13 protein-coding genes and 1 pseudogene are annotated in these 14,161 nt (G+C 45.4%); 4 read left to right on the top strand and 10 right to left on the bottom strand.

The features are described 5' to 3' along the window. Positions 1-103: 103 nt before the first annotated feature. Positions 104-214, top strand: a pseudogene (locus AB4209_RS09165) (carbamate kinase); the annotation flags it as partial. 235 nt (positions 215-449) lie between these two features. On the opposite strand, the gene maiA reads toward AB4209_RS09165, so the two are convergent. The 5 genes from maiA to AB4209_RS09190 all read right to left on the bottom strand — a co-directional run bounded on the left by maiA (position 450) and on the right by AB4209_RS09190 (position 6,952). Next, positions 450-1,154: a maleylacetoacetate isomerase gene (maiA, locus tag AB4209_RS09170; protein ID WP_372055622.1), complete on the bottom strand. Its 705-nt coding sequence runs from the start codon at positions 1,152-1,154 to the stop codon at positions 450-452. A gap of 21 nt (positions 1,155-1,175) precedes the next feature. After that, positions 1,176-2,213 carry a fumarylacetoacetate hydrolase family protein gene (locus AB4209_RS09175; protein WP_372055624.1) on the bottom strand — a complete coding sequence of 346 codons (1,038 nt, stop codon included), beginning with the start codon at positions 2,211-2,213 and terminating at the stop codon, positions 1,176-1,178. A gap of 9 nt (positions 2,214-2,222) precedes the next feature. Beyond that, positions 2,223-3,398, bottom strand: coding sequence for a homogentisate 1,2-dioxygenase (locus tag AB4209_RS09180; protein WP_372055626.1), 1,176 nt, complete (start codon positions 3,396-3,398; stop codon positions 2,223-2,225). After that, positions 3,391-4,464 (bottom strand): 4-hydroxyphenylpyruvate dioxygenase, encoded by a 1,074-nt coding sequence (gene hppD / locus AB4209_RS09185; RefSeq protein WP_372055628.1) that lies wholly within the window; start codon positions 4,462-4,464, stop codon positions 3,391-3,393. Before hppD ends, AB4209_RS09180 begins: the two co-directional genes overlap by 8 nt. A 445-nt stretch (positions 4,465-4,909) precedes the next feature. Beyond that, on the bottom strand, positions 4,910-6,952 hold the full coding sequence (locus tag AB4209_RS09190; RefSeq protein ID WP_372055630.1) for a DUF3466 family protein: 2,043 nt from the start codon (positions 6,950-6,952) through the stop codon (positions 4,910-4,912). Between the two features lie 301 nt (positions 6,953-7,253). Between AB4209_RS09190 and AB4209_RS09195 the strand changes: the two genes are divergently transcribed. The 3 genes from AB4209_RS09195 (at position 7,254) to AB4209_RS09205 (ending at position 9,820) form a co-directional block, all read left to right on the top strand. Beyond that, positions 7,254-7,499, top strand: a complete 246-nt coding sequence (locus AB4209_RS09195; RefSeq protein WP_010432281.1) for a hypothetical protein — start codon at positions 7,254-7,256, stop codon at positions 7,497-7,499. Between the two features lie 288 nt (positions 7,500-7,787). Then, positions 7,788-9,158: an ATP-binding protein gene (locus AB4209_RS09200; protein WP_065584490.1), complete on the top strand. Its 1,371-nt coding sequence runs from the start codon at positions 7,788-7,790 to the stop codon at positions 9,156-9,158. After that, on the top strand, positions 9,155-9,820 hold the full coding sequence (locus tag AB4209_RS09205) for a response regulator (RefSeq protein WP_372055632.1): 666 nt from the start codon (positions 9,155-9,157) through the stop codon (positions 9,818-9,820). Before AB4209_RS09200 ends, AB4209_RS09205 begins: the two co-directional genes overlap by 4 nt. Before the next feature lie 75 nt (positions 9,821-9,895). On the opposite strand, the gene AB4209_RS09210 is transcribed toward AB4209_RS09205, so the two are convergent. Genes AB4209_RS09210 through AB4209_RS09230 form a run of 5 tightly spaced genes read right to left on the bottom strand, consistent with a single transcriptional unit; the run spans position 9,896 to position 14,108 of the window. After that, a complete protein-coding gene (locus tag AB4209_RS09210; protein WP_102248759.1) occupies positions 9,896-10,555 on the bottom strand; it encodes an HAD family phosphatase in 660 nt (219 codons plus the stop codon). A 1-nt stretch (position 10,556) separates the two neighbouring features. After that, positions 10,557-11,576 carry an ABC transporter ATP-binding protein gene (locus AB4209_RS09215; RefSeq protein ID WP_017061235.1) on the bottom strand — a complete coding sequence of 340 codons (1,020 nt, stop codon included), beginning with the start codon at positions 11,574-11,576 and terminating at the stop codon, positions 10,557-10,559. After that, entirely contained in the window at positions 11,576-12,361 is a 786-nt protein-coding gene (locus AB4209_RS09220) for an ABC transporter permease (protein WP_372055634.1), read from the bottom strand. The genes AB4209_RS09215 and AB4209_RS09220 overlap by 1 nt, the downstream gene beginning before the upstream one ends. Next, positions 12,361-13,254 (bottom strand): ABC transporter permease, encoded by an 894-nt coding sequence (locus tag AB4209_RS09225; protein WP_372055636.1) that lies wholly within the window; start codon positions 13,252-13,254, stop codon positions 12,361-12,363. Before AB4209_RS09225 ends, AB4209_RS09220 begins: the two co-directional genes overlap by 1 nt. Continuing rightward, the gene (locus AB4209_RS09230; protein WP_372055638.1) at positions 13,251-14,108 is read right to left on the bottom strand and encodes an alkaline phosphatase family protein; all 858 of its coding nucleotides are present in this window, start codon (positions 14,106-14,108) and stop codon (positions 13,251-13,253) included. Before AB4209_RS09230 ends, AB4209_RS09225 begins: the two co-directional genes overlap by 4 nt. Positions 14,109-14,161: the final 53 nt, after the last annotated feature.

Here is a 14,161-nt window from a genome sequence, read left to right on the forward strand (position 1 = left end):
GCTTCGTAATCTTGCCCTGGGTATGCCTGAAACTTGTCGTATTGATTAAGAAATACGCGAAACGGGGTTGTTCTATCTTTAAATTTAATTACGCAACAAAGCCGAAGCTGGCTTAGGTAATGCGGCGATTGGTTCATTATTTGATTTAGATAAAATAATCACCAATGAAGCTGGCACTCTGATAACGAAAGGCGAAGGTATTGTTTATTACTAATATTATCGAGCAATAAATACTACTAATATAAAATCTATTACAAGCCTCTTATTTAATTATAATGAGGCTTGTTTTATTCGGCCCGTTTAATGCTAGATTAGATAAATATTCATAAAATTGGAAGTTAAACCTGAAAATAATGAGTACATAATATTTTTAAATATACCAAAGCGTAATTATAACGAGACTTCATCCAAATAATGTTTCCAGTTCATTAAAAAACAATTCAATACGTTCACATCGGTGCATTCGCATCCGCTTGGTTCTCTGGCATCGCATCAATAAAAGCGGACAACTGATTACACGCTTCGACAATCGAATTTATTAGCGGATACGGCGACATATCAACATCAAAGCGCAACGCGTTATACACCTGCGGCACTATGCAGATATCGACAATGCATGGTGAATCCGTGAGGCTACACACCGAATCACCGTGTGTTTTTCGGTGTTTGGCCAGCTTCTCTTCTAACGCTGAAAACCCTTGGCTCATCCAGTAACGAAGCCAATCCATTTTCGCCTCTTGCTCGCACGACAATTCTCGCTCCAAATATTGCAACACGCGCAGGTTATTAAGAGGATGAATTTCCATCGCAATATCCTGAGCCATCGCCAGTGCTTGATAGCGCAGTGGTGTTTGCTCAGGAATCAGCGAGACTTCCGGGCTACTCTCACAAGAATAGTGCTCATCGAGATACTGAAGAATAGCCAGTGACTGATTGAGTTGAACGTCACCATCCACCAGCACAGGCACTAACTCACTGGCATTGAGTTCGCGATATTGTGGGTCATGCTGCTCGCCGCCATTACGTACCAAATGCACCGATTTAGACTCATAGTCGAGTTGCTTTAGGTTCAATCCAATACGCACTCGATAGGCTGCGGACGAGCGCCAGTAACCGTAAAGTATAATGTTCTTGTTCACGATGCTCTCGCTCATACTGAAACCCTATTACGTGGATTATAGCCCTCGATACTGGCTCACTTTTTGGTCTATCGCGCCAAAAATAGAATCACCTGCCGCATCAAACATCTCAAGCTTGATCGAATCGCCAAACGACATAAATTGAGTCGAAGGTTTACCATCGCGGATGGTCTCAATCATACGAACTTCAGCTATGCATGAATAACCCACACCGCCCTCGGCAATTGAGGTGCCATGGTCAGTGCCTTGCTTATTGGAAACCGTGCCCGAGCCAATGATTGCACCGGCCGATAGTGGGCGAGTTTTCGCAGCGTGAACAACTAATTCTGCAAAGTTGAAGGTCATATCCACACCTGCATTCGGGCATCCAAAAGGTGCGTCGTTGTAGGTCGATATCAACGGTAGATGTACCTTGCTGCCTTTCCATTGCTCGCCAAGCTCATCAGGTGTTACCGCAACCGGAGAGAACGCCGAAGACGGTTTAGACTGGAAGAAGCCGAAGCCCTTCGCAAGCTCCGCCGGAATCAAACCGCGCAGCGACACATCGTTCACCAACATCAGCAAGCGAATCGAGTCGTGCGCTTGTTTAGCGCTAGCGCCCATCGGTACATCACCGGTCACAATCGCAACCTCACCTTCGAAATCGATGCCCCACTCGTCGCTGGCAAATTCGATATTGTCACAAGGGCCGATAAACGCATCTGAGCCGCCTTGATACATTAATGGATCAACCCAGAAGCTTTCTGGCATTTCAGCACCACGCGCCTTACGCACCAGTTCAACATGGTTTACATAAGCACTGCCATCCGCCCATTGATATGCGCGTGGCAGAGGTGATTCACAATACTGAGATGCAAACACTTCACTGCCAGTCACATGCCCGTTGTTTAACGAGGTGTATAACTCTTGTAACTGAGAAGCCACGCTGTCCCAGTTATCCAATGCTACCTGCATGGTTGGCGCTAGATGCATCGCATGGAAAATTTCGGTTGCAGCTACACATTGTTTAAGATCTTTACTTACGACCATCAATAGACCGTCGCGAGTGCCATTTTTCTTGGTTGCTAATTTCATCCTTGTCCCTTACTTCTTATCGTCAGCCATGGTTTGAGAACCTGTCTCTTGCAAACCAGTGTCTTGCCAACTGTAGACATATTCTTTGTTCTCAACGCTATCGAGTTCATCAGAGAACTGCAGCGCGTGGCGAGTATCGATCATCACCGCCACTTCATCGGTAAACTTCTTCTTGTGCGCTTGCCCTGCCTTAAAGGCTTTAGGGTGAGGCCCATGCGTAAACCCAGCCGGATGGAAGGTCACCATGCCCGCCTCAATGTTATCGCGACTGAAGAAGTCACCTGCGTGATAGAACAGCACTTCGTCGTAATCATCGTTGTTGTGGTAGAACGGCACTTTTAACGCCCCAGGATCGCTCTCAATCGGGCGTGGCACAAAGGTGCACACCACAAAGCCTGCGCCAACAAAAGTCGTGTGTGCAGACGGTGGCAAGTGGTAGCGATGTGACATCAGCGGTCTGATATCGCGCCAGTTCACTTTCACCACAGCCAAGTCACCATGCCAGCCAATCGCGTCTAAAGGATTGAACGGATAAGTGATCACGCTGACTTTGTCGTGGCGTTTTACCTGAACTTGAGTTTGATCTTCTGAATACTGAGCGCGGAATTGATCGTTGATCGATGGTATTTCAAGAACCGCTGGATCAAACACCGCGTGATTGCCGACCATGCCTTTCTCTGGCAAGGAGTAAGCCGCGTCTGTGTTCTCAATCATCAAGATAAATATCGGCTCGCTTGGCTCTAAACGCCAGTTGGTCGAGCGCGGGATCATCACGTAATCCCCTTCACTCACCTCTAGATGACCATAGTCACAATAGAGATCGGCGCTGCCTTGATGAATGAACAGCAGCTCATCACCGTCGGAATTACGCACCAAGAAATCCATCTTCTCGTCCATGCGCCACACACGAATTTTGCAGTCCGCATTATGCAAAAGATGAGGCACAGCCCAAGGCGTTATCTGGCTGGCTTTTTCCACCAGCGTGAAATCAAAAGCGCGAGGGCGCAGATCACCCTCCCACTCCGACCAACCTGTTGGGGCATGTTGGTGATGAAAGTGAGCCGCTGGGCCGAAGAACCCACTTCGGCCCGCCTCTCGCTCATAAATTGCCTCTTCGGGAAAATCGGCGTGCGCTTGTTTAGAGCACACACCCTCCCGATGAGGAAACGAGATCCATTTATGCATCGTCTAATACTCCTCGACGAATCTGGTCCTCTTCAATCGATTCAAACAGCGCTTTGAAGTTACCTTCGCCAAAGCCTTCATTACCTTTACGCTGAATGATTTCAAAGAACACAGGCCCGATTACCGTCTGTGTGAAAATTTGCAGCAAGATGCCGTCTTTGGTCGGCGCACCATCAATCAGAACGCGTAGGTCACGCAACAGATCGGTATCTTCCCGGTGGCCTTTTACACGATCGTCAACTTTCTCATAGTAGGTATCTGGGGTTGGCATAAAGTCCATGCCGCGATCACGCAGGGTTTTCACCGTTTTGTAGATGTCATCCGTAGCAAGCGCGATGTGTTGGATACCTTCGCCGTTGTATTCACGAATGAACTCTTCAATTTGTGATTTGTCATCTGAAGACTCATTGATTGGAATACGGATCTTGCCACATGGTGAGGTCATGGCACGGCTCACAAGGCCTGTCAGCTTACCTTCAATGTCGAAGTAGCGAATCTCACGAAAGTTACCGATACGCTCATAAAACCCAGACCAAACATCCATATTGCCTTGTTTCACGTTGTGCGTGAGATGGTCGATTTCATACAAGCCAACATTGGCTTCGGCCATGCGCTGTTCCGCATCGTCATAGAATCGGAAATCGACGTCATAGATGCTCTGCTTGCCATAACGATCCACAAAATAGAGCAGGCTTTCACCGATGCCGTAAATGGCAGGAATGCTCAGCTCCATTGGCCCGATTTCTGTCTTGTACTCTTCACCACCACCGCTAGACGCCTGCGTCATTGCCGTGGTTGCATCGTTAACACGAAACGCCATGCCACACACCGATGGGCCGTGAACTTTAGCGAACGCTTCCGCTTGGCTGTGTGGTTGTTCATTGACGATAAAATTGATATCACCTTGTCGATACAGCCAAGCTTCTTTTGAGCGGTGCTTGGCTATCTCAGCAAAACCAAGTGACACAAACAGCGCTTTAAGTTGCTCTATTCCCTTGTGGTCAACGGCCGTGTATTCAACAAACTCGAATCCATCCGTGCCAAGCGGGTTGTATGTATCCACCATGAACTTTCTCCTTGTACCTATTGGTTTTGTGTTGTGTATTTTTTGTCCTTAATTAAATTTGGCCCACAAGCCGAGATAATGGAATGGGTGGAGGAAAATGGGCAATTTCGATGAAACCCTGTCAGTTTGTAAAATATTTGTTACACACAAACCATCGAGACAAGAAAGTGAGTGCTATCAAGGGATTGAAAGGTGGTGGTTTGATTTACAGAAGAAGAAGGAATGTTATTGAATTGTTACGTTTGAGCTTTATGGGCTAAAGCAGAAAGAGATAAGTGTATGTTGAACGTAAAAAGAGCATCACAAAACAGGTGATGCTCTTTTAAAAAGCTTCATATCCCAATGGTATTCTCATAGGGTGAGCCATCAACTCTAACCCATTACTTTAATGGTTGATGGTTGATGGTCAAATAGAGGTTGTTTATCTCGTGAGCACGTCATCAATTTAGGTAATCACAGAACGAGATTTTTTCAAGCGAACTGAAAGCACGGACATCAAACTGATAAGCACCAATAACCCGGTACCGGCACCACTACGTTCAACATCTTCAGCGCTATCATCACTTCTTTCAGCAATGTCTTCACTTGTTGCTCCAGATATCGGGATAAGTTTTACAGCCACCACCCTCTCGTCACCTACTCCATCATTACAATAAGCAAAGTGTGCGGTTGAATCATAAGCCATAGAAGAGGAGCTACTTTCACTCGCAAAACATTGTATTGCCGTCCCTGAGATAACACCCGCGTCATTAATGTCGGTTGCGTCCAATATTCTAAAGTGGTTGTTGGCATCACTGTCGTCACCACCGTTAGTTAGGTCGTCTAACCACCAAGCTTGATCATTATATCTTGCACGTCTATCAGCATCGGTACCAGTGTCGTTATAAGGGAAAATGAAGCCGCGATGCCTTCTTTCATGTCCGTCTACTTCAGCGTGAGTTTCGGCGTCAACATAGCCAACGATTTCATTGTAGCTGTTGATCTCACTTGCTTTTCCCTCTGCACTGTCAAAGAAAATGTCTTCACCTAAACTTGCGAAGAATGTGGCTGTTGGCGTTGTGTCATTCGCATCAGCGACGAACATACGATTATCAGACACACGATCCGACGGATAATCACCATCTCGTTTTGCATAACCAATAACCATCATGTTTTCATTAATGTCTGTTGCGACAGAATTACTGTGAATGTATGAATCACTAACTTCTACCGTCGCATTAGCGATAAATGTAGTCGTCCAAGCATTTTCCGAAACGCTGAAATTTGACGTACTGCTTGGCCTAAACACAGCAGCCTGCATAAGAAAGTTATCTGAATCATCTAGTTCCGTATTGTAACCAACTAAAACAGGATAAGAGCTATATGTCCCTCTAGACGAAATCGTTGCAGCCCTCACACTCGCTTGTGCTGAAGCTTCATCATCGTTGTAAGAGTAATAGGTCGAACTGGTTTCCCAATCGGATACTGCAAAACGGTTTCCATCATCATTGGGACCATTCGCATCGGTTATATTCCAGACAAAAGCTCTATTAGCAAAAGCAAAGTTCTGACACTCTGGATATAAAGCAGGCTCAATATCTTCATCGATACAATTATCTAGATCCTCAGCATCACTGTCGGATGTGTACGGAGAGTCATAATCTTTGTATCCATCACTGTAATAAAAAGTCGCAACGGACGCGCTTCCGACCACATAGCTTTCCCCTCCATAACTGAAAGAGTCAAAAGCCATCGTTCTTCCCATTTGGGATATTATATTCGCTTCGCCGTCAGCATCGCTGATCGTAATGCTGGTATCGGCTTCAGGTTGGAGAACCGTAAATTCAGTGCCTGTATCGTAGTAACCACGCTGCCTATACAACTGAATATATTGGTTGTTATAACTGTAGTAACCACTGCTGGTGTTACCAAGAACAAAACCATTCTCGTCAACTTTAGTGATGACCTTCTCCTCTGTTCCATCAACAAAGGAATAACTATAACTGCTCACATCAGGTGGGTTACTGCCAACATCGGGGATCTCACTTAATGAGTAAGAGTCATAAAAAGCCGTGGAATTCGTCTGATAGCTCAGCCCGTAATACGCATCACGCTCATTTTTCAAGCCTCCAATGCCTGCATCGCCATACCACAATAAAGAACTCCAAGCTTCACAAGTCGCGTAGCCAAGTTCGCTCGTGCAGTAGCTATAGATATCGTCATAATCCAAATAGTAGAACGTGTTATCGATACCAAAGGGGACCTCCTCTTTAAAGGAAAAACCTGGTTCTGCATTTTGAGCTTCCCCTGCGAATGCGTAGTCGGTGTCACCACAACTGGTACTAAAGCAATCCGTTGTACCAAGCTCTGGTTCAACTGCGACCCCATACACCGATTCCGTTTCTACTGGTGATTCCTCCAAAACCACCCTATAAAGCGCAGCGTTACTATAAGAAGCAACCAACAACGTAGAAGAGACAACGACTGATTTTTTTACCATTGCCTTCATTCTACGGCTCCTAAAAAATAATCCATTTCAATACCAACGATAGCTTTCTGCCTTTATTGCTAAAGGCATTAAATTCATGAGTTCAATAGTGGACTAGGATAAAAATAGAAAATGTGGAAACTATGTAGAAACAATGGAGGTTTAAACAACCTGACTTGATGAGCTGATGAACTGATGCCCTATTAAAGTTAAACGCTAACTTTCATCTCCTAGATTTATCCATTTTCTCTGCTAATTTGATCGCTAACCTATTTGCGTCAAAGAAATACACTTATATTTGGTTACGAATAGGAATTAAATTATGAAAAAAATCACGACAGCATTACTTTTACTGACATCGACATTCGCGCTTCAAGCGTGTGCTGAAAGCCGTGAAGGTCCAAGAGAAATGCCAAGTTTTGAAGAAATGGATGCAAACGGTGATGGCGAGTTACAATTAGAAGAGCTCAGAGGTCCACTCGCCGATGACTTTGATAAACTAGACGCAGATGGAAGCGGTGGTCTATCGGAAGAGGAAGTTCCGCCACCACCACCAAGACGTCAATAATGGTTAGAGGGTTATCCTAAAATAGTGATAATTCAATGCGAGCTGATGGGGTATAGCACCCTGTCAGCTCGCTATTCATTTCTAACAAAAGAGTGCTTATACATGGCCTAAGATGAATAAAGAAATCAATGTCCATATTTCCCACACGATCGAGGGCTAATATTGGTTTATCTCATTTTATTGTCTTAACTCACTCTATCGTCTTAATTCACTTTAATTTCTGGAGAGAACGTGCGCATATCAATTTTCACCAAACTGTTTGTTTCAATACTAATGGTGTGCGTGACCATGCTCTTTGTACTGACCTATTTTATTAACTCCAGTTTTCAAAGAGGGCTCCAAGATTTCACAAATAATAATGAGATTGCCCTAGCTCAAGAACTCGCCAATAACTTAAAGCAATATTACTCACCTTCCGAACAGTGGAGGCGGCTAGAGCGTGAACCACATTTAATCGCCAGTAGCATTGGCGGCCCCTCACGACCACATCCTCGTGACAGACACCCATCGCCACCACCATTAAGAGAGCCGGAAGCGCCAGGCCTTCAACCTATTTGGCAACGACTCAACATTTTAGATCAAGACGGGCGAGCCATAATTGGACCGCCTGAAAACCTACATCACCTTGAAGATGGTCAGCATCAAGCGCTAGTCGAAATAACACTGGATGATCAAGTTATTGGGTATATCTCTATCGTCCAGATGGATAAAATATCAGGGCCTTTAGCAGAAAGCTTTTTCAAACAACAAACGACGCATGTAAGCACTATCGCATCGATTACCGTGTTACTTTCATTCCTTATCTCTTTGTTTCTTGTTAGGCGATTTTTGAAACCATTGCGTGCTTTGTCGAAAGGTGCCAAATCTATCGAAAATGGCGATCTCGATTTCTACATTAAAAAAAGCGGCAATGATGAATTGTCTGATCTCATCGGAATATTCAACGGTGTTGTCGAGACACTAAGAAAACAGAAAACACTTAGAGAACAGTGGTTATCAGATATTTCACATGAACTTAGAACGCCTATCACCGTGCTTAGAAGTGAACTAGAGGCGCTACAAGACGGTATTCGATCACCTGAACCAAAATACATCGACTCGTTACATCAACAAATCATCACGTTGGGTCAACTCGTTGAGGATCTTCACCAACTCTCCCTGTATGACATCGGATTTAACCTCAATGTTAAAAACAACGTTGATATACATAAACTGATTGATTCTGTGATCGTTCAAAACTCGATCCGTTTAGAACAAAAAAACATCACATTAACAAAGCACTATGACCATTCAGCCCCACTGTTTACCTCGTGTGATGAGAGATTACTGACACAACTGTTTGTGAATCTGTTGGAAAATAGCGCACGATACACTAGCGATAATGGGCATGTATCGATAGATGTTACCGACATTAGTGATAGTATTATTATCAACGTTGAAGACAGTGATCCAGGTGTACCTGATGCATCACTTCCACGTTTATTTGAGAGGCTTTACCGCGTTGATAAATCGCGCAGTCGCTCAAGTGGCGGTTCTGGACTTGGCTTATCTATCTGTAAAAATATCGTTGAAGCGCACCAAGGACACATTACTGCCGACCACTCAGAATTGGGTGGACTACGAATCATCATAGCGTTACCAAAGGAAATAAAATCGTGATTTTAGTCGTCGAAGATGAGCCTGCATTAGCAAGTGTACTGTGTGAGTACTTAGAGCACTCTGGCCTTGAAAGTCATCATATTATCGATGGTAACCTTGTCATTGACTGGGTAAAGCAAGCATCGCCTAAACTCATTATTCTCGACCTCATGCTACCCAATAGAGACGGGTTGGATATTTATCGAGAGCTGAGAACGTTCAGTGACATCCCAGTGGTTATGGCGACAGCCAAGGTCGAAGAGATCGATCGACTCGTTGGGCTTGAATTGGGTGCAGATGATTATATATGTAAGCCGTACAGCCCGAGAGAAGTAGTCGTGAGGGTGAAAAATATTTTGCGCCGTTCCAACAAGTCCCAAGCCACGTCAACAACGAACGCCATTGATATTGATGAATTGAGTATGACCGCCGTCCTATGTGGTATTAAGCTAAGTTTAACGCCAGCTGAGTTTCGGCTTTTGCACCTTCTTTATCAAAATGTTGGCCGCATTTATAGTCGCGATCAATTGATTGATAAAATCTACGACGATAGAAGAGTGGTCAGTGATCGCACTATCGATAGCCATATTAAAAACTTACGCAAAAAAATGGTCTCGATAAATGAAAAATGTGACTACATCAAATCCATTTACGGGATAGGTTACAAACTAGAAATAGAATAATACGAATCAAAAAGCCGCTGTAGTCAGCGGCTTGATAAGTTCTAAAACGAAGCTAATTCGAATATAGGATTCACGTTAATCCCAGTTTAAAATCGACCAATTCGGTTGATCAGCCAGTGCTTTCAAACGCGGGCATGGGTTTACTAGGTAAGCAAAATCAGCGTGTTCACACAAAGGTAAGTCGTTGATTGAATCCGTATAAAAGTGAATGTCTGAGTAGTTAGTTTCTTGATTGTCTAACCACTCTTTTAAACGGGTGACTTTACCTTCACGGTAGCTTGGCACACCTGATATTTGAGAAGTAAAACGGCCTTGGTTTTCAATCAAATCAATACCGAGTGCATTCTCGATACCAATCTTGCGACCCACAGCTTCCACCAAGAAAGTCACGCTGGCAGAGATGATCAACATGTCGATATCATCATTCTCAAGCTGCTCAATCAAAGGTTTCGACTGCTTGAACTGTCTAGGCAAAATATGCTGTTCAACACACTCTTCCACCAATGCGGTGACTTGCTCTGTTGGCATATCGGCCAAAGGCTGCATGGAAAACGTGAGGTAATCTTCCATGTTCAGTTTGCCTTCCGAATACAAGCCCATTAAGCGCTTATCTTCTTCAATAAAGTTGGGCGCTGTGGCAATGCCCTTTTCAACCAAGAACTCATTCCAGAGCATCGCTGCATCGGCATTGATCAGCGTTTCATCCATATCAAATACATACAAAGGTTTGAACATCTTAGGCTCTCACAGGTTGAATTTCGTTAAGGTTAAACAGGAGTTCAAGTTGGCTGCCATTTGCCAACAGTCGTTCAGAGGAACGGTTAAGTAGGTCGACCGTTAATTCGCACTCATCAACGTCCACTTGGTAGCGAATCACGTTACCCAAGAGCTGGTGGTTACGAATGGTGCCCGTTTTCGGCGCGGAGATATGCTCGCCATACTGTCGACCTTGCTCCTTAACATAGATAGATTCAGGTCGAATCGCCACTTTCCATTCGGTTTCAATATTGAACAACTGCTTAGCCTTATTTGCTTGCACCAGATTGTAGTGCCCCATGAACCCTGCCACGAACTCATTGGCAGGTTGAGTGTAGATCTCTTCAGGCGTACCGGCTTGGACGATCTCGCCTTTGTTCATCAGGAAGATACGGTCAGACATGATCATCGCTTCTTCCTGATCGTGGGTCACGAAGATCGTGGTCAGGTTCATCTCTTTTTGAATATCTCGGATCTGTTGGCGAAGGTGTTTACGGATCTTCGCATCCAACGCAGAAAGCGGCTCATCCAACAACAAAATACGCGGCTTCACCACCAAAGCTCTTGCCAAGGCCACACGTTGGCGCTGACCGCCCGATAACTGATGCGGGTAGAACTTCTCTTTGCCCGTTAAGTCCACCAGCCCAATCACTTTCGCCACTTCACGCTTAATCTCATCAGCAGCAAGCTTTTTCATTTTCAGGCCAAAGGCAATATTTCCTTCAACCGTCATGTTCGGGAACAGCGCATAAGATTGAAACACCATGCCGATACCACGCTGTTGCGGCACTTGGTGGGTGATCTCTTCGCCGTTCACCCAGATCTCGCCACCATCGACAGGATTCAGGCCAGCCAAGCTGCGCAGCAGAGTCGATTTGCCACAGCCACTTGGGCCAAGCAGAGTAATGAATTCACCCTTCTCGATGGAAAATTGAATGTCTTCAAACACTGTATTGTCACCAAAGCTCTTAGTGAGGTTTTTCGCATTTACATAGCTCATTATTTTGTTCCCTGGCTGAAACGACTTGCCAACCAAGTCAGTAAGAAAATAAACAGGAAGTACGTCATCACAAGGGCTGACGTGAAGTGACCACTGGTTTGACGCATGTTGTATAGGTAGATTTGCAGTGTCTCGTAGCGTGTTCCCACCAAGATGTTGGCGAACACGAACTCGCCTAATAGGAACGAAAACGATAAGAACAGCGACACCATTAAGCCTTTCTTAAGGTTTGGCAGAATAATCAATAAGAACGCCTTGGTGGTGCTTGCGCCGAGCAGGTGTGCTGCGTCCATCAAGTCATGCAAGTTAATCGCTTCAAAGCTGTTGGCAATCGCGCGATACATGAATGGCAACGCGATGGTGAAGTAGGTGCCAATCAAAATCCACGGCGTGCCTATCAGTGAGATTTCACTGTCTGCATACAATTGAAGTAAACCAACCGATGACACTACTGGCGGTACTGCGAACGGCAATAAAATCAGGATATTCATCACCTTGTCGAGTTTCGGGAAATAGTAAAACACCACGAAAATCGCAGGTAAGACCAACACCACACTCAATGACAGTGCCGCCACGCAGATAAACAGTGAACGACCAAAGGCTTGCAAGAAGCGAGGATCGGTCAGCAGGTTGATGTACCAATCTAACGTGAAGCCATCCGGCAGGATCGTTGCGCCCCATCGAGAAGAGATCGAGTAGATAAAGGTCGCTAAGATCGGGATCATCATGATGCCGACAATCGAATAGACAACCGTTTTATGAAAGCGAGTATTTACGGTGTTCATTACTTTCTCTTCCCTGCGTAGCTTTTACTGATCAGCCATTGGTTAATCACTGTGATGAAGGCCAGCATCGCCATCAGAATCACGGAAATTGCAGCGGCTAGGTTTGGCTCTAGGAACAAGTCGCCCGATACTAAGCTCGCGATTCGAATCGTAATCACGTTGTAGTTGCCCGAGGTCAACGCATACACACTCGCATAGGCGCCAATCGCATTAGCAATCAAGATGATGAAGGTGCCGAACAAAGCCGGAGATAACACAGGCAGCGCGATTTTGGTCCAGTATTGCCAAGTTTTCGCGCCAAGCAGTGCCGAAGCTGCTTGCCAGTCGTCACTCAGAGCATCAAACGCTGGATAGAGCAACAACACCGCCAATGGGATCTGGAAGTAGATGTAAATCGCCAGCAAGCCCCACTTGCCGTAAAGGTCGAAATCACCCAGCAATCCATACTGCTTGAGCAATAAGGTAATCGCACCATTGGTGCCCAAGATGATGATGAATGCGAACGACAGAGGCACACCAGAGAAGTTGCTGCTCATATTGGTGAAGGCAATCACCGCATCACGGATTTTAGAATCAACACGGCGCAATGAAGAGACCAACAGAGTCGCGATTGCCAAGCCAACAATGCTCGACCAAATCGACAACCATAAACTGTTGCCAAAAGCCTGCATCATGAAGGCAGAATCGAAGACTTCAGAATAGTTTTCTAGAGAGAGCTCATCGTCATAGAAGAAGCTGTTGATCAGCACCCAAACCATAGGTGCCAGTTGGAACAGGTAGAAGAACAGCGCGAAAGGCGCAAGCCACAAAGCGGGCTTGAAGCGTTGAAACAAAGATTTGGTTTTGGGTTTAAGCGCAGAGCCATCGCTCTGCATGATTACAGAACTGCTCATAAGGCCAACAATTCCTGAGTGTAATATTTATCGTGTTCAAGGTTGAGTAACTGACAGACGCTGCCGCAGATATCGGTCTGTTTCACTGAACAGGCTTGGTGTGTGAACTTATCGCCAATCACAAAGAATGGCACTTCACGCTCTTCAGGCAGAATGCCACCGTGAGACAAGTCATTGTTCATGCCGTGGTCACTGGTGATGATCACTTGATAACCATCGTCTACCCATTTCTCAAGATAGTTTGATAGGTAAATATCCGCGCCACGAGCACTATTACGGTACTGGCGAGAATCCAGCCCATGCTTGTGTCCCATGTCGTCAATGTTCATTGGGTGAATCAGTAAAAAATCAGGCTGATGAGTCACGCGCAAGTGCTCTGCATCCAAGAACAAGGCTTCATCTGGGTAGTGGTCCCAATGGTAGAAACAGCCGTGTTGAATGTTCATGCTTTCATCGTTGGTAAAACGGTCACGCACAGCGTCAAACGGCGCTCGGTTATACAGCTCACTCACCCAATGATATGCCGCAGCAGCCGTCACTTTGCCCTGCGATTTAGCCAAGCTAAAGATCGACTCGTGATTCGATAAACGCACGATTTGGTTGTTAACGATGCCACTCTCGACAGGGCGAACCCCAGTTAAAATGCACTCATACAGCGGGCGTGACATAGATGGCAGCTCACATTGCACAGGGTAAAGCGTGGCGCGCAGTTTGTTTTTTTGCGTGCTCTGCGAAGTGCTCTGTTTTGTCTGCAAATTGCTTAGTTCTAGAAGGCCGTTCAGGTAGCCCATGCAATCACGGGCTACCTGATAGTTCAGTCCATCTAGAACAACAAGGATAACCTTATTGCTCATGGTCTATTCTCTATTGCTTGTTTCTATAAGCCACCCGTACAGGTGGCGTGTTA

The sequence above is a fragment of the Vibrio sp. 10N.286.48.C11 genome (assembly GCF_041469805.1).
Taxonomy (GTDB): Bacteria; Pseudomonadota; Gammaproteobacteria; order Enterobacterales; family Vibrionaceae; genus Vibrio; species Vibrio crassostreae_C.

Bases quoted from the DNA above. Each gene is read 5' to 3' on its own strand.
- AB4209_RS09175 (WP_372055624.1), bottom strand. From the start codon at position 2,213: ATGAAATTAGCAACCAAGAAAAATGGCACTCGCGACGGTCTATTGATG.
- AB4209_RS09195 (WP_010432281.1), top strand. From the start codon at position 7,254: ATGAAAAAAATCACGACAGCATTACTTTTACTGACATCGACATTCGCG.
- AB4209_RS09200 (WP_065584490.1), top strand. From the start codon at position 7,788: ATGCTCTTTGTACTGACCTATTTTATTAACTCCAGTTTTCAAAGAGGG.
- AB4209_RS09190 (WP_372055630.1), bottom strand. From the start codon at position 6,952: ATGAAGGCAATGGTAAAAAAATCAGTCGTTGTCTCTTCTACGTTGTTG.
- AB4209_RS09210 (WP_102248759.1), bottom strand. From the start codon at position 10,555: ATGTTCAAACCTTTGTATGTATTTGATATGGATGAAACGCTGATCAAT.
- AB4209_RS09180 (WP_372055626.1), bottom strand. From the start codon at position 3,398: ATGCATAAATGGATCTCGTTTCCTCATCGGGAGGGTGTGTGCTCTAAA.
- AB4209_RS09230 (WP_372055638.1), bottom strand. From the start codon at position 14,108: ATGAGCAATAAGGTTATCCTTGTTGTTCTAGATGGACTGAACTATCAG.
- AB4209_RS09220 (WP_372055634.1), bottom strand. From the start codon at position 12,361: ATGAACACCGTAAATACTCGCTTTCATAAAACGGTTGTCTATTCGATT.
- maiA (WP_372055622.1), bottom strand. From the start codon at position 1,154: ATGAGCGAGAGCATCGTGAACAAGAACATTATACTTTACGGTTACTGG.
- AB4209_RS09215 (WP_017061235.1), bottom strand. From the start codon at position 11,576: ATGAGCTATGTAAATGCGAAAAACCTCACTAAGAGCTTTGGTGACAAT.
- hppD (WP_372055628.1), bottom strand. From the start codon at position 4,464: ATGGTGGATACATACAACCCGCTTGGCACGGATGGATTCGAGTTTGTT.
- AB4209_RS09225 (WP_372055636.1), bottom strand. From the start codon at position 13,254: ATGAGCAGTTCTGTAATCATGCAGAGCGATGGCTCTGCGCTTAAACCC.